Annotated in this window: 18 protein-coding genes and 1 tRNA gene; 7 read left to right on the top strand and 12 right to left on the bottom strand. The window is 37.2% G+C overall.

The annotated features are described in order from the left end of the window. Positions 1-142 precede the first annotated feature (142 nt). Both ACFIJJ_RS01125 and ACFIJJ_RS01120 read right to left on the bottom strand, forming a co-directional pair. Positions 143-3,277: an efflux RND transporter permease subunit gene (locus ACFIJJ_RS01125; protein ID WP_375621949.1), complete on the bottom strand. Its 3,135-nt coding sequence runs from the start codon at positions 3,275-3,277 to the stop codon at positions 143-145. After that, entirely contained in the window at positions 3,274-4,413 is a 1,140-nt protein-coding gene (locus ACFIJJ_RS01120; protein WP_375645686.1) for an efflux RND transporter periplasmic adaptor subunit, read from the bottom strand. Before ACFIJJ_RS01120 ends, ACFIJJ_RS01125 begins: the two co-directional genes overlap by 4 nt. A gap of 367 nt (positions 4,414-4,780) precedes the next feature. On the opposite strand from ACFIJJ_RS01120, the gene ACFIJJ_RS01115 reads away from it, so the two are divergent. The 4 genes from ACFIJJ_RS01115 (at position 4,781) to ACFIJJ_RS01100 (ending at position 9,847) form a co-directional block, all read left to right on the top strand. After that, positions 4,781-4,857: transfer RNA gene (locus tag ACFIJJ_RS01115), tRNA-Arg, on the top strand. Positions 4,858-5,575: 718 nt separating this feature from the next. Further along, positions 5,576-7,249, top strand: coding sequence for a formate--tetrahydrofolate ligase (locus tag ACFIJJ_RS01110; protein ID WP_375621951.1), 1,674 nt, complete (start codon positions 5,576-5,578; stop codon positions 7,247-7,249). A 186-nt stretch (positions 7,250-7,435) separates the two neighbouring features. After that, positions 7,436-7,669, top strand: a complete 234-nt coding sequence (gene rpsU, locus ACFIJJ_RS01105; RefSeq protein ID WP_100128225.1) for a 30S ribosomal protein S21 — start codon at positions 7,436-7,438, stop codon at positions 7,667-7,669. A gap of 1,611 nt (positions 7,670-9,280) precedes the next feature. After that, positions 9,281-9,847 carry an SH3 domain-containing protein gene (locus tag ACFIJJ_RS01100; RefSeq protein ID WP_375621952.1) on the top strand — a complete coding sequence of 189 codons (567 nt, stop codon included), beginning with the start codon at positions 9,281-9,283 and terminating at the stop codon, positions 9,845-9,847. Between the two features lie 46 nt (positions 9,848-9,893). Here the strand turns inward: ACFIJJ_RS01100 and irrA are convergent, their stop codons facing one another. Continuing rightward, a complete protein-coding gene (gene irrA, locus ACFIJJ_RS01095) occupies positions 9,894-10,406 on the bottom strand; it encodes an iron response transcriptional regulator IrrA (RefSeq protein WP_375621953.1) in 513 nt (170 codons plus the stop codon). Between the two features lie 231 nt (positions 10,407-10,637). On the opposite strand from irrA, the gene fabA reads away from it, so the two are divergent. From fabA to fabI, 3 genes are read left to right on the top strand one after another with little or no spacing between them, the layout of a single operon-like run. Then, positions 10,638-11,147, top strand: a complete 510-nt coding sequence (gene fabA / locus ACFIJJ_RS01090) for a 3-hydroxyacyl-[acyl-carrier-protein] dehydratase FabA (protein WP_273722474.1) — start codon at positions 10,638-10,640, stop codon at positions 11,145-11,147. Between the two features lie 57 nt (positions 11,148-11,204). Continuing rightward, on the top strand, positions 11,205-12,425 hold the full coding sequence (gene fabB / locus ACFIJJ_RS01085) for a beta-ketoacyl-ACP synthase I (RefSeq protein ID WP_375612835.1): 1,221 nt from the start codon (positions 11,205-11,207) through the stop codon (positions 12,423-12,425). A gap of 47 nt (positions 12,426-12,472) precedes the next feature. Further along, complete coding sequence (fabI, locus tag ACFIJJ_RS01080; protein ID WP_375621954.1) at positions 12,473-13,291, top strand: enoyl-ACP reductase FabI; 819 nt, start codon at positions 12,473-12,475, stop codon at positions 13,289-13,291. Between the two features lie 1,938 nt (positions 13,292-15,229). Here fabI and gpsA read toward each other — a convergent pair. From gpsA to dnaA, 9 genes are all read right to left on the bottom strand, one after another. Continuing rightward, complete coding sequence (gene gpsA / locus ACFIJJ_RS01075) at positions 15,230-16,237, bottom strand: NAD(P)H-dependent glycerol-3-phosphate dehydrogenase (RefSeq protein WP_375621955.1); 1,008 nt, start codon at positions 16,235-16,237, stop codon at positions 15,230-15,232. Positions 16,238-16,634: 397 nt separating this feature from the next. Beyond that, positions 16,635-17,423, bottom strand: coding sequence for a cytochrome o ubiquinol oxidase subunit IV (gene cyoD / locus ACFIJJ_RS01070; protein WP_375645685.1), 789 nt, complete (start codon positions 17,421-17,423; stop codon positions 16,635-16,637). Continuing rightward, positions 17,423-18,091: a cytochrome (ubi)quinol oxidase subunit III gene (locus ACFIJJ_RS01065; RefSeq protein ID WP_375621957.1), complete on the bottom strand. Its 669-nt coding sequence runs from the start codon at positions 18,089-18,091 to the stop codon at positions 17,423-17,425. Before ACFIJJ_RS01065 ends, cyoD begins: the two co-directional genes overlap by 1 nt. Continuing rightward, complete coding sequence (gene cyoB, locus ACFIJJ_RS01060; RefSeq protein ID WP_375621958.1) at positions 18,088-20,106, bottom strand: cytochrome o ubiquinol oxidase subunit I; 2,019 nt, start codon at positions 20,104-20,106, stop codon at positions 18,088-18,090. The genes ACFIJJ_RS01065 and cyoB overlap by 4 nt, the downstream gene beginning before the upstream one ends. 75 nt (positions 20,107-20,181) lie before the next feature. Continuing rightward, complete coding sequence (gene cyoA, locus ACFIJJ_RS01055; protein WP_375645684.1) at positions 20,182-21,153, bottom strand: ubiquinol oxidase subunit II; 972 nt, start codon at positions 21,151-21,153, stop codon at positions 20,182-20,184. Positions 21,154-21,283: 130 nt separating this feature from the next. Then, entirely contained in the window at positions 21,284-21,736 is a 453-nt protein-coding gene (gene aroQ / locus ACFIJJ_RS01050; RefSeq protein WP_375621959.1) for a type II 3-dehydroquinate dehydratase, read from the bottom strand. Positions 21,737-21,789: 53 nt separating this feature from the next. Next, positions 21,790-22,920, bottom strand: coding sequence for a DNA replication/repair protein RecF (gene recF, locus ACFIJJ_RS01045; RefSeq protein ID WP_375621960.1), 1,131 nt, complete (start codon positions 22,918-22,920; stop codon positions 21,790-21,792). 20 nt (positions 22,921-22,940) lie between these two features. Then, positions 22,941-24,062: a DNA polymerase III subunit beta gene (dnaN, locus tag ACFIJJ_RS01040; RefSeq protein ID WP_375621961.1), complete on the bottom strand. Its 1,122-nt coding sequence runs from the start codon at positions 24,060-24,062 to the stop codon at positions 22,941-22,943. Positions 24,063-24,249: 187 nt separating this feature from the next. Further along, on the bottom strand, positions 24,250-25,821 hold the full coding sequence (gene dnaA / locus ACFIJJ_RS01035) for a chromosomal replication initiator protein DnaA (RefSeq protein WP_375621962.1): 1,572 nt from the start codon (positions 25,819-25,821) through the stop codon (positions 24,250-24,252). Between the last annotated feature and the right edge of the window lie 342 nt (positions 25,822-26,163).

The following is a 26,163-nucleotide window of genomic DNA, read 5'->3' as shown; positions in this document are numbered from 1 at the left end:
AACAAAGCAGAAAGCATCTCCTTTATTGCTCGCTATTTTCACTGCTCACATAAAAATGAAGGAATATACAAAATATAAAGGATAAGATCCGAAAATGATATTTTTACAAGAATAAACTTTCAAATCTTTTCTATCATACACATCATTTAACTTGATTGAGTTCTTTTGTTAAACGTAAATCTTCTTCTGCTTTTGGTCTTATAAAACGCCCTAAAAAAAGATAAACAACCGGTGTAACATAAAGCGTAAAAATAGTTGCTAAACCTAAGCCACCAACAATAACCCAACCTAAAGCTATACGAGCTTCTGCGCCAGCACCTTTGGCCAAAACCAAAGGAATACCTCCTAAAATGGCACAAATCATTGTCATACAAACTGGACGAAGGCGAATGTTTGCTGCTTCTTCTACGGCTTCACGCACACTTCTTCCCTGATCGCGTAATTGATCTGCAAATTCAACAATGAGAATACCATTTTTTGCCATAACACCAATTAACAAAATTAATCCAATTTGGCTGTAAATATTAAGACTTACACCACTTAATAGCATAGCAATTACAGCACAACCAATCCCTAATGGGACAGTGGCCATGATAATGAATCCTGAAATAAAGCTTTCAAACTGAGCAGCCAAAATCAATAAAATAATCAAAAAAGCAATGCCAAAAACAATCATAAAATTGGAAGATGTTTCATTAAGCGTTTCGGCTTCCCCTAAGGGAACCAAGTAGGTCCCTTTTGATAACAAAGGAGAAGCAATTTTCTGTACAGTTTGGTAAGCTTCCCCTAAAGCGATATCTGGAGCAAGATTTGCGCTTAAAATAACAGCACTCATGCGTTTTTCCCGTTTTAATTGAGGAGCAATAGCTTTTTCATGTAAACGCGCAATAACCGATAAAGGAACATATCGATTGTCTTTGGTTTTTAAAAAAATATTTTCTAAATCGCTAGGACTCTTCATAGAATTTGTACGCGATATCAATTTAACATCGTAAGAATGATCATCCACGTTAATGGAACCAATCTTTTTACCATCCAACATTGTTTGTAATGTATCGCCCAAATTGGTGATATCAATCCCTAAATCGGAGGCTTTTTTTCGATTGATTTCAATAAAAAATTGCGGTTGTGTTGCATCAACAGTAAGACGTGGGCGAATAAAACGCGGATCATCTTGTAAAGTACTCACCAGCTTATCAGCAATAGGTTGTAATGTTGCATAATCATTGCCAAGAATTGCAAATTGTAATCCTTGCCCAGTTCCTCTCACACCCAAAGAATTTCCCTGCGCAGCAAATACAAAAACTGCGGGAAACTGTTTAACCTTTGCATTAACATCTTTCACGATTTCTTGCTGACTACGTAACCGTTTATCCCAAGATGAAAGCAATAAAATCAAAAAAGCAGTATTGGGTGAACCACCAGCACCCGCGATAGAGTAACTGTTAGCAATCTCCCCTGCATCACGTAATGGCTGTAGACTTGCTTCAATTTGCTCTATTTGCTCGTTCAAATATTGTGTTGAAATACCTTGTGGTCCATTAATAACCAAAAAGATCACAGCTCTGTCTTCTGCTGGCGTTAATTCCTGTTGTAGCTTCGTATAGCCTCCAACACAAAGACCCGCAAAAATAAGTGAAGCAAAAACAACAGCCCAAGGCTTTTCTAAACACTTATGCAAACTGTAAGTATATGCCTTATGAAAAAAAGTACCTAATTTATATAAAAAAGCAAAATGATGGGACTCTTCCTCTTTCTCCTCAATATGTTCTTTGAGAAAACGCGAAGCCAACATGGGACAAAGCGTTAAGGCAACAACTGAAGAAAGCAAAATAGAAATTGCCAAAACAAAACCAAATTCTCTAAAAAGACCTCCAACTTGCCCAGGAAGAAAGGAAATAGGAACAAACACAGCCACTAATGTCAGTGTTGTTGCTAAAACAGCAAAAAATACTTCACGTGTTCCTATCACCGCTGCTGCTCTGGAACCTAATCCCATGTTGCGCCACCGAACAATATTCTCAAGAACAACAATGGCATCATCCACAACAAGCCCTGTTGCTAAAACAAGTCCTAAAAATGTGAGAATATTCAATGAAAATCCTACAAGATAAATAGCTGCAATGGTACCAATCAAAGCAACAGGAAGAGATACAGCAGGTATCAGCGTTATACGAATGTCTCTGAGAAAAAGAAAAATGACCAAGATAACGCTCAAAATAGCAATGACCAACGCAACTTCAACCTCATGAAGAGCGCTTTTAATAAAAACTGCATCGTCATTAATAACGTCTATATGTACAGAAGAAGGAACAATACTTTTGAGATTATCAACAACGGCTCTTACACCTTCAGAAATATTAAGAGTGTTGGATTGTGCTTTACGCACGATACCTAATCCAATACCTGTCTTTCCATTAATACGAAGAATAACCGTTTCTATATCCGGCGATAAAGTAACATGCGCAACATCACCAAGATGCACATGAGGCTTTAAAACAACTTGTTCAAAAGATTCTGGTGTTGTTAAACGTGCAGTAGCACGCACAACTAAAGTTTGTTTAGAATTGCGTAATGATCCTACTGGCACATCCGTTGTCATATCAGCAAGAACACGTGAAATATCTGCTACAGTTAATCCATAACTTGCAAGTTTTGCTTGATCTATATCAATCTGAAAAATCTTTGTGCGAGCACTATCGACCTGTACATCACCAACACCATCAACAGCAGAAATTGCATCAACAATCTGATCGTTTACAATCGTGGTTAAATCATCAACACTCATTGTTGGTGACGTCACAACCAAATACATCATGGCAGCAGCATTCGAATCTGCTTTAATAATCAAAGGCGAATCCGCATCTTTCGGTAAAGAATAGGTAATACGGGAGAGAGCATCACGAATATCAGATGCTGCAACATTCAAATCAACACCAACATTAAAATTAATCTGTACACGGGAGCGCCCAAAAGAAGACGTTGAAGAAATCGTCTTAACACCTGAAACACGAGAAACGGCATCTTCTATAACTTTTGTAACTTCACGATCAATTGTTTCTGCCGACGCACCAGAAAACACCGTCACAACCGTCGTTACGGGAGTATCAACATCGGGTAATTCTCTTACATCAACATTTAACCATGCTGCAAATCCTGCAATGATGATCATAGCATTTAAAACAAAAGTAAAAACCGGTCTGCGAATAAATAAGGTAATGAGACCACCTTGCTCGGCCTGTGACATCGGCTGTTTTGTGCTCAATTCTTGGCTCATTGTATATCCGTTCCGTAAACTGCTGGTAATTGCTGTTGATGAGACTTTGGATCATCAATCGTTACTTTACTTCCTGGATAAAGCATTTGTACTCCTTGAATGACAACTTGATCACCATTTTCTAGAGGTGCTTTTACGAAAACTTGATCTGCTTTATGCTGAATAATTGATACGGGTATAGCCTCTACTTTCCCTTCTCTCACACGCCAAACGAATGACCCTTTACTATTCCATTGAACTGCAAGAGGATTAACGACAGGAAAAGAACCACCATGAAATTGCAAGGCAACAGAAAAAGACATACCAGACATGAGCGTATCTTTTTCATTATTGATTTCAACCTGAGCATGAAGTGTGCGACTTTCTGGATCAACGATATTATCAATCGCATAAATATGACCAACAAAAGATTTATCTGGCTGCGCGATTAACGTTGCCGTTACCTCATCTCCTTTATGGATGCGCGACACATATCGTTCAGGGGCCCATATATCGACCAAAATACGTTCTCTATTCTCAATACGGCCTATTACAGTATTAAGGGTCACGTTATTCCCCGCATCAACGGGCAAAATACCAACAACTCCAGGAATCGGTGCTCGAATTGTTCGCCGATCGAGATCTAATTCAGCATTACGCAAAACTAAATTTGCGTTATCCAACTCTAAGCGCGCCATAATTTCTTGAACTTCCGTTGCTGTATTGCTGGCGCGTAATTTAAGAATGCGCGAAAGCGTTAACGCATTGTTATCACGTTGCACTTTTGCTTTTGCAGCCGCTATTTCTTCTTTTTTAGAATCAAGCTTTGCAATCACATCATCGGCTTGTACTTTTGTACCCGCTGATACAAAAAGCTTATCAATAACACCTGAGGATAAAGGGGTAAGCTCGACTTCTGCAAGAGCTTTTCCACTCCCAAGAACGTTAAGTTGTTCATAAAGATCTTGAACTTTTACAAGATCAACGACCACATTTACCGGTGGCCTTCCCATTTTTTCATTTGAATCTTTATCCGATACTCTTGTTTTATCCACCATAGAAATGGGTTGGTCTGCACTCTTTTTTCCAGCCCAATAAGTAACCGTTAAAACAACGATTAAAAACACTAATGGAAAGCTCTTTTTTAATAACGCCATACATCCGCCCTTGCTGTGTCATGTTCATCTGAAATAGTTTTCAACAGTAATATCGGCGTTTTACACAAAAACCCAACAGCGGGTGTGTATATCTTACCCCCACCGCAAAAAACACATCTCATCTCTGCTTGACTATCTTTCATAGATTAAAACGTCAAGTTAACTATCGTTCATATTGCTTTGTATGGTCATGACAAAAAAATGTTCATATCAAAACCAACTGAAGCCATAATATCTTATATCCTTTTTTAAAATATATCATAAAAAAGAGAGATTTTTTTTATGACGACTCAAGTTTCACTTGCATTTCTTTAATGAAACGATTAGGAACCCTTTGTCTTAGACAATGTAAAAAATTGAAATGTATGCACCCGTAGCTCAGCTGGATAGAGCACCAGACTACGAATCTGGGGGTCAGGAGTTCGAATCTCTTCGGGTGCGCCATTATCAACAATATCTTCTTAATCAACAATATCTTCTTATAAAGCAAACTTTTTAAATTCTTTATTTTGTGATTTGTTTTTTTGTATTTTGTTATTTCATTCTGTTGTGAGTCTTTTTTGCTAGAATAAAATATTATGAGTCCTTCAATTCAGCTTTAAGGCGTTTTTATTAGCTAATAATCGTAGCGATTGCATGAGTAGCGTGTGTTGTTATTTTCTTTTTTCAATCTATGCGCTTATTTTTGATCTCTTCCGGATTATACTCTCTAATCAGTTAGGTAATTTTTTACGTGCTTATTCTAATTGTTCCATAACTAGATATTTCTGAATATTTTTATTCCTAGCAGTTCCATCTTAAAAGGGACTTCAGATGTGCCGCCATAAATTCCGGTGTACCACCATGTAAAACTTTTTTAATGTGTTATTGGAAAGAATAAATAAACTACTTCTCAAACGTACCACTATAAAACACTTATGGTATCCATTAATATCATCAGCATTTTGTTGCAAACCACAGCTTCTTTTCGCAATATTTTTAATTGAATTAAACGTATTTTTACTGCTTAAAAGCAAAGTTGATTCTTTAGCATTATCTCTTGCATGGCATATCATCAACTTCTATGATATCTTAATGTTTTCTGTTCTCTATGAATTTTTCTAATTAATCCATGAGGTACAGATCTCGAACATTAATAAAAGCTAAGTTAAAGAATTTTTCCATGCCTAAAACAGATATTGAAATTGCTCGCACTGCTAAAAAGCAACATATTGTTGAAATTGCACAAAAAATTGGTATCTCACATGAAAATCTCATTCCTTATGGCCATGATAAAGCTAAAATTTCTTCTGAATACATAAAATCGCTTAATAAAAATCCAGATGGTAAACTTATCCTTGTCACAGCTATCAATCCCACACCTGCTGGAGAAGGCAAAACAACAACAACAGTTGGACTCAGTGATGCTCTTAATCTTATTGGTAAAAAAACAATAGCTACCTTGAGAGAACCGTCTTTAGGTCCCTGTTTTGGTGTAAAAGGTGGTGCTGCTGGTGGTGGTTATGCGCAAGTCATTCCAATGGATGACCTTAATTTACATTTTACCGGTGATTTTCATGCTATTACAGCTGCTCATAATCTTCTTGCCGCAATGATAGATAATCATCTTTATTGGGGAAATACTCTAAACATTGATCCACGTCGCATTGTTTGGAAACGCGTGCTGGATATGAATGACCGTGCATTGCGCGATATTGTTATTTCATTGGGGGGCATAACAAATGGTTTTCCACGCCAAACAGGTTTTGATATTACTGTTGCATCAGAAATTATGGCGCTTCTTTGTCTCTCTGAAAATTTAGAAAACCTTACACAAAGACTCAAAAAAATTATTGTTGCTTATCGTTATGATAAAACGCCCATCACCGTTGCTGATCTCAATGCGGAAGGTGCAATGGCCGTTCTTCTTAAAGATGCTATACAGCCCAATCTCGTACAGACAATTGAAAATAATCCTGTTCTCGTTCATGGAGGACCTTTTGCCAACATTGCTCATGGTTGCAATTCAGTTATAGCAACAAAAACTGCTTTAAAACTTGCTGATTATGTTGTCACCGAAGCAGGGTTTGGAGCAGATCTGGGAGCAGAAAAGTTCTTCAATATTAAATGTAGGCAAGCAGGTATTGTACCAAATGCTACAGTGATCGTCGCAACTATTCGTGCATTAAAAATGAATGGTGGTCTGGATAAAAATAACCTGACAGAAGAAAATATTACCGCTTTAGAAAAAGGAGCAGCCAATCTTTTACGACACATAAAAAATATGAAGCACTACGGTATTCCTTGTGTTGTAGCTATCAATCATTTTGACAGCGATAGCGATGCTGAAATAAAAACATTACAAAAAATAGTTGCAACAACTGGACACAAAGCTATTATCTGTAAGCATTGGGAACAAGGTGGGAAAGGCGCTATAGAACTTGCACAAGAACTCGTTACCTTGATTGAAAAGCACGATTCTGATTTTAAAGTTCTCTATCAAGATGATATTCCCCTCGTTCAAAAAATTAATTGTATTATAACAAAGCTATACGGTGGGCGTGGCGCCATCATCTCTGCCCCTATTCTCAAACAACTTGAAACTTGGGAAAAAGAAGGTTTTGGCGCCTACCCTATTTGTATGGCAAAAACACCTTATTCTTTTTCTTCTGATCCCAAGCAATATGGTGCTCCTGTTGATTTTGAAATTCCTATACGAGAAGTTCGTCTCTGTGCGGGAGCCGGCTTTATTGTGGTCATTTGTGGAGATGTTATGACCATGCCGGGACTACCCCATTATCCCACGGCTGAAAAAATTCATCTTGACGAAAATGATCAAATACAAGGGCTTTCATAAATTTATAACCGTAAACTCTATCATTCATTATAAAAAGCATTTTATTGCAAAAAGAATAGAATTTTAAAAAGCGATATAGACAAATGTCTTATTTATATGATATAAGCAGTTGTCCTTTTGGATATGCCTTTAAAAGGACGTAGGTTTTTCCTATCATTTATGACTCTGAAAAAAGCAGGATAGATAGTGCAAGTACTCGTTCGTGATAATAATGTTGACCAAGCGCTCCGTGCGTTGAAAAAAAAGATGCAGCGTGAAGGTATCTTCCGTGAAATGAAAATGCGTAGTTATTATGAGAAGCCGTCTGAGAAGCGTGCTCGTGAAAAAGCTGAAGCTATTCGTCGTACACGTAAGCTTGCTCGTAAGCGTGCGCAAAGAGAAGGTTTTGTTAGTAACGGACGAGCTGTTGCGGTAAAGTAATACACTTTATGATATTATGTAACTGTATCAGCAATAGATAATAAGCTACTAGAAAATTTTATCTTTATAGGCGATTGTAATAAAGTGCTTATGTGTGGGCTTTGTGTACAATGTTATCTAATATGTTAGTTATTTGAATAATAATAAAGTTTCTATCATAGAGATGTTTTTTATTTCACTCTATATATTTTAAAAAATAGATAGCAAACTACACTTTAGATATTTAAGCGACTTTTTTCTATGTGAATTGAGTATGAGGTGTTTTATTATCATTTTTTGCTATAACTTTTTTCCTTCTGGATATCTCTTAAATAGCTTGCTTCTTATGTACAAGTTTCATGATGAATTTTGTCATTAAATATTCTACATCTTTCGATCATCCTAGGTCTGATTACAAAACAAAAATAACTATCGCAATATGCAATTGTGTGTAAGATATATGATATCAAATTCATAATCCTCTTTCCCTTCCGTTATGTAACAAAACGATATAATTCCATAACTTTTATATCTCTTGACTCTGTCTCTTCTAAAGGATGACGAATTTCAACCACTGCACTACAGATTTTTTCTTGATAAATTTCTTTTATCTATCACTTATGTAATTCCCCTTATAAATGTATCGAATAAGCCTTTCTATTTCATTCAACTTTCTTCTATACTGAGTTAGAGAAAAAGAAAATTGATAATAAACAGAGAAAACTCTGTTTTTTAATATGGATGAATGTGCCTTTTATTACCATTTTTGATGGAAATATTTTTAAAATTTAAATAACGAGTTAAAGTTTTTAATGCGGAGATTTGTTATTATAAGTAATCATTTTTCATATTAAGTAATAATTCTTAATAACATAAAATTTCTCAACACCTTCTCATATTGAATCAATGAAGATTATTTTCTTGTACATCATAAGCGGGATTCGTACGCAAATAGAATAAAAGCTATTTAAGAAAAAACAAAAAGGCTTCTTATGAACACCATAAATAATAGGAACTGCATAACATTGAAAGCTGGTAAATAGAACGATGAAGCCCGCTTATCTACTAATACGGATAAGCATTATCATGGCATAAGATTATAGCAAATTTTATAAAATGGATTATCACGAAAAAGTGTCCTGTTAGCCCTTCATATATCAATCTACTCTATAATGTTGCTCATATTTTTACGCTTAAATGTTTCATTCATCGTATTATTTGGTTCATTTGAAATTTCTTTTCAAGCTATACAATAACCCCTTCACTGAACAGTTTTTTGTTCATAATATGTATACCTATATTTTTATTTCGAAAAATAAACCCAGAAAAGAGATACAACACTTCAACCCTAATCTACTGCACAAAAATTGCTACGATCCAAATATACTTTACTATTTTATTACGTATGCATATAGCTCCATAAAAATCCAATTTTATTTACAGTTATTTTCTCATAAACAAGATATGCACTAAGAAATACAAGCTTTTGTTTTCCTTATTTTGATATTTTTGTAGCAATTTTCTAATCGTTTAGATCTCTTTAACGAGCAGTGTGTCATACTTTTTATCAGTTTCCAGTCTTATCTTTCAGATTTTAAATTTCCAATATATGATGAAATAAAGGAGTTCGGTGTGCAAAATTCTCGTTGGTTTCGCGTTTCAATACTCGCATCATGTATCTTAATAGCAACAGTCATTGTATTCGTTTCACCTCATTTGTTGCATGCACAAACATTTAATCAAAATTTAGGGCCCAGTGGTTTACCACTTCCGCGATTTGCTTCGATTAAACCCACCAGCGTTAATGTACGCGTCGGACCAGGAAGCAACTATTCTATCATTTTTACCTACAAAAAGAAGGGCTTACCTATTGAAATCATTCAAGAATATGATCAATGGCGCAAAATTCGTGATGCAGAAGGCGATGAGGGGTGGGTGTATCAATCGCTTTTATCGGGAAAGCGAACTGCTATAACTATTCCATGGCAAAAAGATAAAACTAAAAGACTAATGCTACGAAAAAATCCCACCGACAACGCAGAACTTGTGGCAGAAGTAGAACCTAATGTCATTGGTAATATCCGCCAATGTGATGGACAATGGTGCGAATTAAATATTAATAATACGCGCGGATGGCTTCAACAACCACAGTTATGGGGAATCTATCCTGATGAAAAAGTAAAAGTAAAAGGCTGGTGAATACTCAAACTCAACAAGTTTAATTTTTATTCCTCATTGAATATCCTCACTGCCTATCACAAGATCGATTTTTTGGTTTCAATCGCACGATTAAATCAACATGTGAAATTTCCATACCTTCTGGTGGCTTAGGCAAATTTCTAATAATGGGAGATTCTTCCAAATTGTAAGGAATATCAAGAATACGATTTTCACCTTCTATATAAAAATGGTAGTGATCAGAGGTATTGGTATCAAACCAAGTTTTTGAGCCTTCTACGGCAATAATCCGTAATAATCCCGCTTCCGTAAATTGATGAAGCGTATTATAAACCGTTGCTAAAGATACAGGTACACCTGCCCTCACCGCTTCCTCATAGAGCTCTTCAGCAGTAATATGACGATTTCCTTGAGAAAAAATCATATGTGCAAGTTCCAACCGCTGACGTGTTGGACGCAGACCATTTTGACGCAAACGTTTTTCTAACATAGAAATGGAATAATATTGCACAATTTTTCCACACTCTTTTGTGCACTGTTGCTCTTCATTCATATCTAAATTGTCTGCACTCACTGACATATTACAAACCCAAATATATTCCTGCTAAATAAGATCAAAATACAAAAAAATGGGAATAGTATGGTGTAATCTTGTATTCCATTTTTAAATAATTACCTATGTAGAATACATAAAAAAAGGCTTTTGTCATTAAAAATGATATAAAATCATTTCCCTCTCTTTAAAATTTGCTCTAAAAGTAGGTTGGGAAAAGCGCAGAAATAAAGATATATGGAAATAAATGGAGTAACAATGGCTGAACAAAAGTCTCGCTACACTTATGAAGAGCTTCTAAGCTGCGCTCGCGGCGAAATGTTTGGTAGAGGTAATGCGCAATTGCCAGCACCGCCAATGTTGATGATTCATCGAATCACTCAAATTAGTGAAACTGATGGTAAATACGATAAAGGAATGGTTCGCGCCGAATTTGACATTACACCAGACATGTGGTTCTTTAATTGTCACTTTATAGGCGATCCCGTCATGCCAGGATGTCTCGGACTGGATGGTATGTGGCAATTAACAGGTTTTTTTCTTGGTTGGCTAGGCGAACCAGGAAAAGGAAGAGCGATATCAACAGGTGAAGTAAAGTTATCAGGGATGGTAACTCCACAAACTAAAATTCTTGAATATGAAATAGATTTTAAGCGTATTCGACGTGGAAATTTAGTCTTAGGAATAGCTGATGGGTGGCTAAAAGCAGATGGAGAGACTATTTATAAGGCGAATGATTTACGCGTTGCTTTATTCAAAGAAGATTGAACGTTATTTCCGTCAGAAAGAACTTTTCACTATTCTATATGGAACGAGGAGGTATGAATGCGTCGAGTTGTTGTAACCGGAATGGGAATTGTCTCCGCGATTGGAAATAACCCTGGAGCTGTTTTAACCAGTTTACGCGAAGCAAAATCCGGAATTTCTTACGCACCTCAATATGCCGAATTAGGCTTTCGTAGTAGAGTTTATGGCAAACCTGATATTAATATAGAAGAACTCGTAGATCGACGTGCTCTACGTTTTCATGGGCGTGGAACAGCATGGAATCACATCGCTATGGATCAAGCAATTGCTGATGCGGGTCTAGAACCGCATGAAGTATCGAACGAACACACGGGTATTATTATGGGTTCTGGAGGTGCTTCAACACATTCAATCGTAGAAGCTGCTGACATTACACGCCAAAAAGGTCCAAAACGTGTTGGACCTTTTGTTGTCCCTAAAGCGATGAGTTCTACAGCATCTGCAACATTAGCAACTTTCTTTAAAATAAAGGGGATCAATTATTCAATCTCTTCAGCTTGTGCTACCTCCAATCATTGTATTGGTAATGCTTACGAAATGATTCAATATGGTAAACAGAAGCGCATCTTTGCCGGTGGCTGCGAAGATTTGGATTGGACACTCTCTGTTTTATTCGATGCCATGGGCGCTATGTCCAGCAGATATAATGACACCCCTCACAAAGCTTCACGCGCTTATGATGTTAATCGTGATGGTTTTGTCATTGCTGGAGGGGCTGGCGTTTTAGTCCTTGAAGATTTAGAACTTGCTAAAGCACGTGGTGCAAAAATCTACGGAGAAATCGTTGGATACGGTGCGACATCCGATGGACATGATATGGTTGCCCCATCAGGAGAGGGAGCGGAGCGGTGCATGCGCATGGCCCTTGCAACAGTCAATAATAAAATTGATTATATCAATCCCCATGCGACAGCAACTCCTGTTGGTGATCCTCCTGAGATAGAAGCTATCCGTCGTGTCTTTGGAGCAGGTGATCAATGCCCCCCTATTTCAGCTACCAAATCTCTAACAGGACATTCCTTGGGAGCAGCAGGTGTTCACGAAGCAATCTATACATTGTTAATGATGAATCATAATTTTATTTGTGAAAGTGCCCATATTGAAGAACTTGATCCAGCTTTTGCTGATATGCCTATCGTTCGTGAACGACGTGATCATCAACAACTGAATACCGTATTGTCAAATACTTTTGGCTTTGGCGGTACCAATGCAACGCTTGTTTTCCAACGTTATGTATAAACAAAAGTTCTTAGTAATTGAAAAAATACGGTCTTACGGAGAATAATATGAAAGGTTTGATGGAGGGCAAACGCGGCCTTATTATGGGAATTGCGAATGACCATTCAATTGCTTGGGGCGTTGCCTGTCAGCTCGCACAAGCAGGAGCTGAATTAGCGTTGACTTATCAAGGAAATGCTTTTGGAAAACGTGTTCATCCCCTAGCAGATAAACTGGGCTGCAAATTAGTGTTAGAGTGCGATGTTGAAAAAATTGAAGACGTTGACTACGTCTTTGAGCAACTTGAAAAAGAATGGAAAACAATTGATTTTATTGTCCATGCCATTGGTTTTTCAGATAAAAATCAGCTAAAAGGGCGTTACGTTGATGTTACAACACGTGAAAACTTTAAACGCACGATGGTGATTTCAGCTTATTCCTTTACTGAAATTGCCCAGCGCGCCGGTAAGCTTATGCCCAATGGAGGAACACTTCTAACTCTTACCTATGGTGCTTCACAGCAAGTCGTCCCTAATTATAACATCATGGGCGTTGCTAAGGCCGCTTTAGAAGCTATGGTACGTTATTTAGCAGCGGACTTTGGTCCTCAAAATATCCGCGTCAATGCAATTTCAGCTGGTCCTGTTAGAACCTTAGCAGGTAATGGTATTGCAGCTGCACGTGCAATATTTTCACATCAACGCCGTAATGCCCCATTACGTCGTACCGTAAATATTCATGAAATTGGAAAATCTGCTCTTTATCTACTCTCTGACTTATCATCAGGTGTTACAGGTGAAATCCATTATGTTGATTCAGGCTATAACATCATGTCTATGCCAATACTTGAAGAACTAAAAAAAAGTGACGATTCTCAAGAAGGATAATTTTTATTTCATTGCACTAAAAAATAAAATCAATCATGTGCATAGTGCTTTAATCGGGTATTGAGTACTTTCTCAGCTATATAACAGTGTATTGACTTATAATAATATGACGTAAGGCATGTGTACAAGTGTTTGTAAGAATAAGTGAATACAAAACCAGATGTACGATGCCTTGTTTCGCAAAATATTTTATAAAAAGCCGGAATATTTCTTCAATTCATGGTTAATAAAGTTTGTGTTTTATGACGTCATTTACCTTACTAAAGTATACGCTTTTGCCATTGCTTATAAATCAATATCCAACCCTCATGTCACCGCAGTTTGAAACAGAGATTAGAGAATTATTAAAATCCTTAGTTTCAGCTGTTGTGTAGCAAATTGAAAAAAATATTTCTACCGTTTGATTTATTCTTGAAACGCAAATACAATCTAATTTAGGAAGAATATGAAGGCGTAAAGAAATCAATCGTTAATTTTACTATTATTCTTTAATGAGATTTTACGATTTTAAAAGCATCTACATCAATGTTTTTTTAATAATGGAGATTACTCTTTACCTCACACTTTTATTTTACTCGTTCTTTAATGAAAGCGTTTCTCTGATATGTCAGGTAAAATAGAACACCCAAAAACACTATAGCTGTTGCTCCTTCATGCATTTTTTTAAAAGATATCTCTCAATGCACGCCATTCCATTTCACAATGGTACCTGTAAAACGTATAAAAAATCCCTGTGAAGTATATAAAATCCTTTTTTTATCACCATTTTAATGTTTATACAGATGACAAACTGACACCGTCATTTTACTTGCCATGTGTTGAAACAACACTTGACACTTGAGATGATTCATTAGAAGTATTTTTAATAATTTTTATCCATATACTAACCCGCTTGTGACAAGAAAACACATATTTTTTAATTAACTCAATACAAAAATAAAATAAATTATTCATATAAATCAATTTATTATCTTTATAATCACATTATTTTTTAGTTTAACTGACAGTCACAAACAAGTACAATAACATTTTCTCAATCTTAGACTTTCAAAGTTATAATTCCAAAAATCATTTCTTGCATATAAAAAACAGAATTGACATGTGAGAAAATAAAAGGCTTAAATATCTCTACTGAACAGCTTCAAGTGCCAAGAGCTGTTTCACAACATTTGGGGGGTAATGGTGCTCGTCTTCCTCCTTCATAAACGTAAAGATGGGGATGTGCACAATGGCTTTATCGTTATACTATTCACGGTCATCGTTGCGAAGTGGACTTGGGAGTTTTAAGAGAGAGGTCTCTTTAAAACAAGAACATGAATATACAACAGCAATCGTGTTTTTTTGGACGTTCTATTTTACCTGACACATCAGAGAAATGCTTTCATTAGAAAATGAGAAAATAAAGGTGTGAGATAATCTCTATTATTTAAAAGATATTGCTTTAGATAGCGTAAAACTGAATTTAAAAATGATTGTAGAAATGGGAACTGGTTTTCATCTTTAAAATTTCATCTTCTTCTCAAAATAGATTGTCTTCTTGTTTTAAAGAATTACAAAAACAGAGATACACAATATCCCTGCCCCGATATTCTTAGCTTATACGTTACATAAATAAGATGCTTCTATCTAATGAGTCTTGTATTATTCTGTTTGCAAATATCATTGTGAGATGAATTTAAGAGACAATAAAAATATCTTGTTCATTACATTACATAAACATGTGTAAGTGGAAACGATAATTTATCTTCAAAGAGATAGCTCTTAGACAAAAACCAAAACTTTTATATTTCAGCCATGTTTCATAAAGAATCGAATGATATGAATCTATAACTTGCTGGAATATGACTGTCTTATACAACCATCAATACAATCTATTTTATATGTCTATCATAGCATGTTTCTATTTTTTACGATTGGAATTATTAAAAAAACAGAACATCATTGTATTTCGTCCTTGAGGGTGCGGTTTAATAATGTGTTTGCCGCTTCAGTTATGTTTTTACCACAATAGAGAATTTGATAAATTTGTTCTACAATGGGCATTTCTACCCCAATACGCTGCGCCAACATATGTACTTCCTTGGTATTTAAATATCCTTCCACAACCTGACCAATTTGTTTTTCCGCTTCTTTTATATCTATTCCTTTACCAAGCAGTATTCCAAAACGGCGATTACGCGACTGATTATCAGTACACGTCAAAACCAGATCACCTAAGCCTGTCATTCCCATAAATGTAGAAAGTTCAGCACCCATAGCCCCCCCTAAACGACTGATTTCAGCTAATCCTCGTGTGATGAGAGCTATTCGGGCATTTGCCCCAAATCCCATGCCATCTGATATTCCCGCACCAATAGCAATAATATTTTTGACTGCTCCCCCTAATTGAACACCAATCATATCTGAGCTTTTATAAACTCTAAAACTTTTGTCACAATGAAAAAGTTGCTGCAATTCTTTACCAAATACATCATCAGACGCTGCTATCGTCATTGCAGTAGGCCAACCTATAGCCAGTTCTTTAGCAAAAGTGGGTCCAGAAAAAACAGCTAAAGGAATTTTTTCACCTAAAATCTCACGAGCAACTTCTTGTAAGAAACGTCCTGTACCATGTTCTAAACCCTTCGTTGCCCAAATAACACGTGAATGCTGATCCAAATAAGGTTGAACATTATACAAAACTTGATGAAATACATGACTTGGAACAGCAATTAATATATTGTGACTTGCTGTTATTGCAGTTTCAAGCGAAGCTTCAAGTAATAAATTTTCAGGAAATCGAATATCGGGTAAATATACTTGATTACAACGTTGTTCCTGTAATTCTTTGATATGTTGAGGATCATACCCCCAAAGTAAAACACTATGACCATTACGGGCAACAGCAATCGCTAATGCAGTACCAAAAGAACCAGCACCAATAACTGTCATTGCAACGGTTTTCATTAAATTTTCTGATTATTCTCTAAATTTTTGATTTCAATTGCATATTATTATTACAATAATTTTAATGCTATCTTTAATATAAATTCTTTAAATCTAAAAATATTACTGCTTCGTAGCTTTTTTATCTCACACAATATAAAAACTTGTTTCGCACATTCTCTTTCTTTGTAGTAAATTTTACAAACATCACTTTTTGTATATTCTACAAATAGCTATTTGTCTCAAAAATTAAAGCTTGACTAAATACCCCACGGACTTTCTCTTTTAAACTAAAAGTATATTCAAAATCATGATACTTATTCCACTGATATCTTGTACTTATCTCCTTTTTTATATCCTACGAATTTCTTCTACGAGCTGATACATACCGCATCAGCTCCATAGATATTTCTAACAACTACTTCACAGGAAACTGCGTATTTTGATCTTGCTCCATGGGCATTTCTGAACCAGGTGCTTGATCTACAGGAGTTTGCGTACTTAGACCCTGCCCCATGGGCATTTCTGAACCAGGTGCTTGATCTACAGGAGTTTGCGTACTTAGACCTTGCCCCATGGGCATTTCTGAACCAGGTGCTTGATCTACAGGAGTTTGCGTACTTAGACCCTGCCCCATGGGCATTTCTGAACCAGGTGCTTGATCTACAGGAGTTTGCGTACTTAGACCTTGCCCCATGGGCATTTCTGAACCAGGTGCTTGATCTACAGGAGTTTGCGTACTTGCACCTTGCTCCATCGAAACTTCTGAGCTCTGTATCTTTTCTGGCTGTTTTCTTACGGATATATCTTTGTTTGATAACTGCTCAGACACTGAAGAATCATCTCTACTTGATATTTCCGGTTCAATAACACGCCCTGAACCACCCATCATATTATAATTCAAATGAGAAATAGCCCACCAAGTTCCCCCAATAATAACAAAAACGCAAATAGCAGCAAACCACAACGCGCTTAAATTCCACTTGGCATCTGGACCAGAACTTAAATGTAAAAAGAAAACAATTTGTACGATAATCTGAATAATCGCCATCCCAATAAGATATGCAACCTTTGTACTAATTGCCCAACTTTCCATCATCCCATACATCACAGGAATAAAAGAACCCAAGGTGAAAAATACAGCCAGAATAAAACCAACCAAATAGGAACCAGTACTGGGACCATGTGTTTCATTTTGCATGCTCATCACAACGCTCCTAATAGATAAACCATGGTGAAAACACCAATCCATACAATATCAAGTAAATGCCAAAAAATGGAAAGACATGCTAAACGTGTTTTATTATCCTGATCCAAACCATTACGACGAAGATGAAAAAACATCACAACCATCCAAAGAAGACCAACAGTTACGTGAAGACCATGAGTGCCAACCAAAGCAAAAAATGCTGACCAATAAGCAGAGAGAATTTCCCGTCCAAAAAGCTGTAAACCTGTTGCAGGATCAATACCCGCATAAGCATTTGGATCGAAATAAAAGACCTCATTCAAAAGTTCATGAAATTCGTAAAGTTCCATACCAATGAAGCAACACCCCAATACAAAGGTAATAGCCATCCATAAACGCACACCACTGATGTTATTTTTATGTGCTTGTACCATTGCAAAGCCATAAGTGACGGATGAAAACAACAAGAAAGCAGTCTCAACCAAAACAAACTTTAAATCTATAAACTCATTGCCCGCTTTACCACCGCCATAAGAAGCAGAAAATACAGCAAAACTTGAAAATAGTGTCGAAAACAAGATTAAGTCTGAAAGAATATAGACCCAAAAACCAAACGTCATTACCGAGCTACTATCGTGGTGAAGTTCATCTATAGTACTCGCGTTATTCATTGTTACAGCACTCATACTGTCACTCCTTGTTCTTTAAGAACAGCCGTAAAGGCATCTTCAGTTTTTTGCACTTCTTCAGCTGGAATATAGTAACCATGATGATCACCTGTTAATGAATGACACACAAGCGTTGCAATAAAACCAACCAGTCCAACCGCAACAAGCCACCAAATATGCCAAACAAGCGCAAAACCAACAACTAATGAGAAGAAACCAGCAATAATTCCAGCCGATGTATTTGATGGCATATGAATTTTTGTAAATCCACTTGTCGGCCGTTGATAACCACTTTTCTTCATATTCCAATAAGCATCATCAGACTGTATCTTTGGAAGGAGGGCAAAATTATAGGAAGGAGGCGGTGAAGAGGTAAACCATTCAAGTGTACGTGCATCACCCCAAGAATCATTTAATGTTACCGGTAAGTGACCTTTATGCTTAATACCGTACCAAATCGCCAAAACAACCTGTAACACAAAACAAAGGATACCAAGTAAGATAATACAAGCACCTAATGCAGCAATAATAAACATCGGCTGCCAACTAGGTTCCATGTAATGCTGAAGACGACGAGTCGCCCCCATTAAACCAAGCGCATAAACAGGGAAAAAGGCAAGGTAAAAACCAATAAACCAACACCAAAAAGATGCAATACCTAGTATGCGATTTGGTTTATAACCAAAAACTTTTGGAAACCAAAATGCAATCCCCGCTAAATAAGCAAAAACCACACCTCCAATAATTGTATGGTGGAAATGTGCTATCAAAAAAAGCGAATTATGAAACTGCCAATCAGCAGGGACAATAGATAATAAAACACCAGTTAATCCACCACCAACAAATGTAAAGATCATGCCCATGCACCAAAGCATCGGAGGCTCAAAGCGAATTCGACCTTTATACATCGTAAGCAACCAATTAAAGACTTTTACACCTGTTGGAACTGCGATGATCATTGTCGCAATACCAAAGAAAGTATTCACAGCTTCACCGCCACCCATTGTGAAAAAATGATGTCCCCAAACAAGAAGCGAAAGAATCAAAATAACCAACATGGCCCATACCATCGAAGTATAACCAAAGAGGCGTTTTGAAGAAAACGTTGATACAACCTCGGAAACAATTCCAAAAGCAGGAACAACTAAAACATAAACCTCAGGATGACCAAAAATCCAAACATAGTTAATCCATACCATCGGATTTCCGCCACCAACATTAGAAAAGAAATTCATGTTCAAATAACGATCACATGCCAAGAGTGCAAATGCTACAGCCAAGACAGGGTAAATGACTAAAATAAGAACATTGCTGACAAAAGCACTCCAACAAAAAACAGGCATTCTCATCATTGTCATTCCAGGAGCACGCATTTTAATCATCGTTGCAATAAAATTTACTGATCCCATTGTTGTTGCAATACCAGAAAGCTGAAGGGACCATAAATAATAATCTACCCCTGTATCTGGACTCGTTTGCAATTCTGTAAAAGGTGGATACATCAGCCAACCACCACGACCAAAATTACCAACACCTAGGGATATGTTAATCAATATTGCCCCCGCAGCCGTAATCCAAAAACCTAGATTATTTGCAAAGGGAAAAGCAACATCACGCGCACCAATTTGAAGGGGTATAAGATAATTAAAAAGACCAAATAAAATAGGCGTGGCCATGAAAAAAATCATGATCGTACCATGCGCCGAAAAAATTTGATCAAAATGCTCAGGGGGCAAATAACCTGCTGTTTCACTCCCAAGAGCTAAAGCTTGATGCGTTCGCATCATAAGTGCGTCCGCAAAACCGCGAACAAGCATAATAATTCCAAGAACGATGTACATAATACCTATGCGTTTATGGTCAACCGTTGTAATCCAATTTCGCCATAGAATCCCCCACCACCCAAGTGCTGTTAAAGCAATAACAGCAATTAAACCAACCAAAACAATCGCAATACATGTATACAAAACGATCGGTTCATGTGCAAGCGCATGAAAAGCACCTGCCGTAGGATCTGTAAGTCTTCCAAACATTTCTCAACCCATTTCAAATGAAATTCAAGTTTAAAAGAAACCTTTGTTAAAAGGGCTCTTTACTTTATTGACTCTTTAAATAACATCAGGATCAAACACTGAACATAGTGCACCCCATAGCGTCTGAGCAGCAGCACGTTTCATTAAATCTTCATTACATACCGTCTTTTCATCGACACATCGATTAACAACACGATAATAAAGCCGCTTCTCAACAGGTGCAAAATAACGAACTTCAGCATCTTTTTCCTTCGCAGCAATATCACCCATACGAGGCGCAATAGAAAGTTGACGATAAGATGCACGATCAAGTACTCGACCATTAGCCCGAGCTTTTACGATCCAATCCTCAAAATCCTGCAAAGACACAGAATGCCACTTAAACCGCATACTCGAAAAACCATCACCACTGTAATTTGCTGAGGCTCCTTTGAATACTCCTTGCTCTTCAGCGACCAAATGCAACTTAGCATTCATCTGCGGCATAGCGTAAAGAACTGTACCCAATTTGGGAACCCAAAAAGCATTGACAGAATTCTCTGACGTTAATTGCAATAAAACTTGACGTCCTTCAGGCGCATAAATCTCATTAATCGATGCAACACCATATTCAGGATAAATAAAAAGCCATTTCCAATCAAGAGCAACAGCATTAATCTGTAATGGCTTTCCTTCACCCACAACTTCCACTGGAAGAGGATTTGTAGGTTCAAGCTTATAGGTATAATAAGCTGTTAATGAACCTAAAACCATTACAATTACAACTGGAATACCCCACATCAATGCTTCAATTTTATTTGAATGCGCCCAATCAGGAGAATAGTCCGCTTTCATATTCGATGCACGATATTTTATAGCTAAAAATACCACACTCACCATAACTGGGATGACAATACAAAGCATCACCACCACACAAACAACGATCAAAATGAGCTGTTGACGTGCAACATAACCTGATGGCTGTATAACATCAATTTTACAACCAGACAAAAGCAGTGCTCCCCCTAAAATCACAAGCATTTCTAATTGTCTAACAAAGCTTTTCACCTTTATTTACCCCCGTCATACGCACTAAAAATTGTCATAAATATATACCTCACATTGTACAGATTTGAAAATAATTATCAAGAGAATTCAATGCCTATATTACTCTTATTAAACGCCTACTCTTTATCTATCACAATTTAATTGTTTTGCTTAATTGTTTTGCAATATACTCAAGTGCAAACCAATATCCATCACCTCCACACCCAGTTATGACAGCGTCTACACCTGCAGATGTATAAGAATGGTGACGAAAAGCTTCACGCTGATAAATATGAGATAAATGAACTTCTACTTTCGGCCCTGAAAACATTTTTAGGGCATCAAGAAGTGCAACAGATGTATGACTGTAAGCCGCTGGATTAATGATCAATCCAGAACTTGCCTCTATTGCTTCTTGTATCCATGCTACTAATTGCCCTTCACAATTACTTTGATAAAAATTTATTATAATATCATTTTTTTTTGCCCATTCTCTGCAAAATTTTTCAATATCTTCTAGAGTTTCAGTTCCATAAATTTCTGGCTCACGTTGACCTAGAAAATTTAAATTAGGACCATTTAAAATCGTTATTATCTCTGACATAGCAAGCCTTTTCTTTTAGACCTATCACTTATAAAAAAATATTTAGCATGTTTTTACGGCAATAAAGCTCCATCCTTAATTTCAAAAAATTCTGCGCGTCCTTTTATGTCATCAAATAAAAGACGATCTGTACCTGTCATAAATGTTTGTACAGCTAAATCATCAAGAATATCAAATAAAGCAGCACGTCGATGCGAATCAAGATGGGCTGCCATTTCATCAAGAAGAAGAATGGGAGCTCTTTCCGACATCATACCTGTTAGACGTGCATGACACAAAATTAAACCTATCAGCAGCGCTTTTTGTTCACCTGTTGAACAAGATGTTGCTGCTCTATTTTTATCAGCATAAAAAATTTGCAAATCTGCACGATGTGGTCCTTCTAACGTCCGACCAGCAGCACGATCTATTGCGCGATTATGCCGTAATCGATCACAAAATTGTTCTTCAACTTCAGTTGCTGATATTTCACTAAGAGCTGTTTCCAAAAAACCATCAATTTGCAAAAAAGCTCGTGGAAAAGGTATCTGTGATGGCATTTGTGTAAACATGTCATTTAAAAGACGAATAACATCAACACGCGCCGCAGAAATAGCTATCGCCAGTTCTGCCATCTGCTTTTCTAAAGCATCAAACCAAGCACAATCTTCATTTCCATCTAAAAACAAACGATTACGTGCGCGCATAGCTCTATCATAATCGGCTATGCGGCGCCTATGTAAGGGATCAATCGCCAAAACCATACGATCCAAAAAACTACGGCGCTCAAGTGAAGGACCTGTAAAAAGACCATCCATAGACGGTGTTAGGACACTAATATGACAATAATCTGTTAGGCAATCACTCGACTCATTCACACCATTAATATGGACCTTTCGACTGTTATCGCTAACCTCGAAAGCTGTACCAATCTTTACTTCACCATAAAGAGCGCATTCAAGACGCGCAAATACAACAAATCCTCCACCACCATCTACAAAGCTAACGTCAGAATAAACAGCACGCCGCAAACCACGGCCAGGAGAAAGAAAAGATAATGCCTCTAAAAGATTCGTCTTACCAGCACCATTATGGCCAGTAAAAACCACATGCTGACCAGAAAAATGAATATTGAAAAAAGAATAATTGCGATAACGTAAAAGCTTCAGCTGCCTCACTGCCACTTTGTGCACATGACTGGCCATACATTGCAAAACAACCGCCCCTAAACGCGAATAGGCATCAGTACATAGAGCACATCCACATCATCATTATCACGAATCAGAGCGGGTGCTCCAGCCTCAGCCAACATAAAAACCATCTCATCGCTTGAAAGCTGCCCAGCAATATCCAAAAGATAACGTGAATTAAACCCTATCTCAAGCGGTTCAGATGCATAAGTTACTGATAATTGATCTTCTGCACTGCCCGAATCTGGGCTATTAACAACAAGCCTTAACTGTCCATGCTCAATCGTTAATTTAACTGCACGCCCCCGATCACTTGAAATCGTTGAAACACGATCAACGGCAGAAGAAAAGTCCTGCCTATTAACAATTAATTCTTTATCATTTCCAAGAGGGATAACACGTTGATAATCTGGAAATGTTCCATCAATTAATTTTGATGTAAAAATCACAGAGCCTATAGAAAAACGAATTTTTGTCTCTGAAAGCTCTATACATACATCGCTATCATTTTCTTCTGAAAGAAGTTTTTGCAATTCTCCTACAGCTTTACGGGGAACAATGACACCGGGCATTCCTTCAACTCCCGAAGGAGCTTCCATCTCAACTTGTGCCAAACGATGACCATCAGTTGCAACCAAACGCAATTTCAAAACACCATCATTAATAATATGGAAATAAATACCATTAAGATAATAACGGGTCTCTTCAGTAGAAATAGCAAATTGTGTACAATCAAGTAAATGTTTTAAGCCTGACGCCGATAAAGAAAAACGACAACCAAACTGCCCAGGAAGCGACTCTGGAAAATCTGCCTTCGGAAGACATTGAAGCTGAAAATGTGCACAACCCGAAACAACAGACATTGTACCTGCTTGATTCTCATCGACGGACAACACAACCTCATTGCTATCAGGAAGTTTTCGAATGATATCATAGAGCAAATGTGCTGGAACAGTTGTTGCTCCAGCTTGTTTAACATTAACTGCAAAAGATTCCGTAACCTCTAAATCAAGGTCTGTTGCTTTTAACTGCACACGGCCATTTTCTGCATCAATCAGCACATTCGATAAAATAGGAACAGTATTACGGCGCTCTACCACACGGTGAACCCGACCAAGAGACTTGAGAAATTGACTGCGATCAACTGTAATACGCATAAAAGCCCCGTATGATTTACTAAAAACTATAAGAATTCTTTAGAATTAAAGAATAGACCCTCTTTAAAGAATCGCCTGTTAAAGTCTATTAAACCTCTCTTAAAATGGCAAGTCACTCCTGCATAAGAAAAAATAAATCTTTTCATTAAATTCTTTAAAGTCTCTCCAAAGAAAGAAACGATAAACACTATACAGCCTGTTCTCCAATCAACCGCTTAAGCAATTCAAGTTCCTTAGCCAAGGTCTGATCACCACAAACCAAATCTTCAATTTTACGCACAGCGTGTAAAACTGTCGTATGATCACGCCCACCAAAACGACGCCCAATTTCTGGCAATGAGCGAGGAGTTAATACTTTTGCTAAATACATTGCAACTTGCCGTGGTTTCACAACCGTACGTGTTCGACGATTAGATAACAAGTCCTGTTTAGAAACATTATAATGGCGTGCTACCGTACGCTGAATTTCTTCAATCCGAATGCGCTTAGGTTCACCAGGACGTGTCAAATGACCTAATAACTCATCAATCCGCTCTAAAGATAAATCAGACTCAAAAGATTGACGAAACAAGAGCTGATTAAATGCACCTTCAATATCACGCCCAGACCCTAAAACCGTTTTCGCAATATATTCCAAGATATCATCAGAAATTGATACCATGCCATCATCTTGTTGTGCCACCTTCAACCGCTGGCGCAACATTTGCAAACGCATTTCATAATCTGGTGCTTCAATTTCAAGAGCTACCCCTCCCTGAAGACGAGAGCGAACGCGAAGATCAAGCGATTCTAATTCTGCTGGTGGACGATCTGCAGCGACAACAACCTGTTTTGCACTATCAAGCAACATATTAAGCAAATGGCAAAACTCGTGTTGTATCGACTTACCCTGCAAAAACTGCATATCATCAATAATCAAAAGGTCGATATCACGAAGCTGTTCTTTAAAAGAAAGAGCATCATTATCACGAATAGCTGTTGCAAAACGCCACATAAAATATTCAGCAGTTAAATAAATAACGCGCGCAGACGTTAAACGCTTCAATGCAGAAGCAGCAATCGCTTGAAGCAAATGTGTTTTTCCTAAGCCAACAGATGCGTGAATAAAAAGAGGATTAAAACGTAAAGCACTTTTATGCCCCTCCGCAATGGAACGCGCAGCTGCTAAAGCAACACGATTAGAAGCCCCCTCAACAAAACTTCCAAAAGTATAGCGAGAATCAAGCGGAGATCCAAAAACTCCCGTTTGAGAACTCTTAACTAAATGCTCTGCGCAACTTTCAATAAAAGATGAAGTCGCCTGCTCCTCTAGCACAACAGGAGGAACACTTCTTTTACAAACGACATCTCTTGAAACGCGTTCCATACCACGAACAATAACTTCAACACGGAGAATTGCTGAATTCTCTTGTTTCCATAAATGAGTCAAAAGAGAACCATAGTGATTATTAATCCATGAACGTAAAAAAGCAGTAGGAACAGAAAGCTTTACAAGAGTATGACTATATTCAGCAAGCTTCACGCGCCCAAACCAACTGGTATAAGCCTCAACACCAACCTGCACCTTCAATTGCGCCATAACACGTATAAAAGCCGCCGCACTTTCTTCCTCTGAAACAATAGAATGCCCTATAGGAGCATTTCTACAAACGTTCTCATCACTCTCCGTCATCCTATTCTTTATTATGTTCTCTGCCGACAGGATATTTACCGAAACCCTTTTAAAGGAACTAACTTTAGAGTTCAATTTATCCACCATCTTCCATCCTGATAAAAATAAAATTTTGTCCTGCCAAACAGCTAAAATAAATCTAGCGAAGGCAAAACGCCCTACCCCAAATAAGATTACTCACCCTCCCCTAGGATAGCCTCATCACAACCCCACTAACAAAGATGACCAATAAGATTTACTTGCACTCATGATATGACCTACCCTTCTAAAATGGTAAACATATCTATTAAGAAAACTAAAAAACTGTCAGAAAACCTCTCCAACACAAAAACTTCGAAAAGCCTAAATCAAAACATCTTGTATTCAACAAAATACAGAATAATGTGCTGATTGACCCCTTCATGCTTTTTAGTCTTCATAAGAACCATA

It is taken from the genome of Bartonella sp. TT29SHDZB, from assembly GCF_042193395.1.
GTDB lineage: Bacteria > Pseudomonadota > Alphaproteobacteria > Rhizobiales > Rhizobiaceae > Bartonella.
The sequence above is the reverse complement of the archived record's forward strand: the minus strand, read 5'-3'. Positions and strand labels throughout refer to the sequence as shown.

Excerpts from the sequence above, each read along its gene's own strand:
- ACFIJJ_RS01125 (WP_375621949.1), bottom strand. The coding sequence starts at position 3,277 with ATGAGCCAAGAATTGAGCACAAAACAGCCGATGTCACAGGCCGAGCAA.
- ACFIJJ_RS01120 (WP_375645686.1), bottom strand. The coding sequence starts at position 4,413 with ATGGCGTTATTAAAAAAGAGCTTTCCATTAGTGTTTTTAATCGTTGTT.
- ACFIJJ_RS01110 (WP_375621951.1), top strand. The coding sequence starts at position 5,576 with ATGCCTAAAACAGATATTGAAATTGCTCGCACTGCTAAAAAGCAACAT.
- irrA (WP_375621953.1), bottom strand. The coding sequence starts at position 10,406 with ATGTCAGTGAGTGCAGACAATTTAGATATGAATGAAGAGCAACAGTGC.
- fabA (WP_273722474.1), top strand. The coding sequence starts at position 10,638 with ATGGCTGAACAAAAGTCTCGCTACACTTATGAAGAGCTTCTAAGCTGC.
- fabB (WP_375612835.1), top strand. The coding sequence starts at position 11,205 with ATGCGTCGAGTTGTTGTAACCGGAATGGGAATTGTCTCCGCGATTGGA.
- fabI (WP_375621954.1), top strand. The coding sequence starts at position 12,473 with ATGAAAGGTTTGATGGAGGGCAAACGCGGCCTTATTATGGGAATTGCG.
- gpsA (WP_375621955.1), bottom strand. The coding sequence starts at position 16,237 with ATGAAAACCGTTGCAATGACAGTTATTGGTGCTGGTTCTTTTGGTACT.
- cyoD (WP_375645685.1), bottom strand. The coding sequence starts at position 17,423 with ATGAGCATGCAAAATGAAACACATGGTCCCAGTACTGGTTCCTATTTG.
- ACFIJJ_RS01065 (WP_375621957.1), bottom strand. The coding sequence starts at position 18,091 with ATGAGTGCTGTAACAATGAATAACGCGAGTACTATAGATGAACTTCAC.
- cyoB (WP_375621958.1), bottom strand. The coding sequence starts at position 20,106 with ATGTTTGGAAGACTTACAGATCCTACGGCAGGTGCTTTTCATGCGCTT.
- aroQ (WP_375621959.1), bottom strand. The coding sequence starts at position 21,736 with ATGTCAGAGATAATAACGATTTTAAATGGTCCTAATTTAAATTTTCTA.
- recF (WP_375621960.1), bottom strand. The coding sequence starts at position 22,920 with ATGGCCAGTCATGTGCACAAAGTGGCAGTGAGGCAGCTGAAGCTTTTA.
- dnaN (WP_375621961.1), bottom strand. The coding sequence starts at position 24,062 with ATGCGTATTACAGTTGATCGCAGTCAATTTCTCAAGTCTCTTGGTCGG.
- dnaA (WP_375621962.1), bottom strand. The coding sequence starts at position 25,821 with ATGGTGGATAAATTGAACTCTAAAGTTAGTTCCTTTAAAAGGGTTTCG.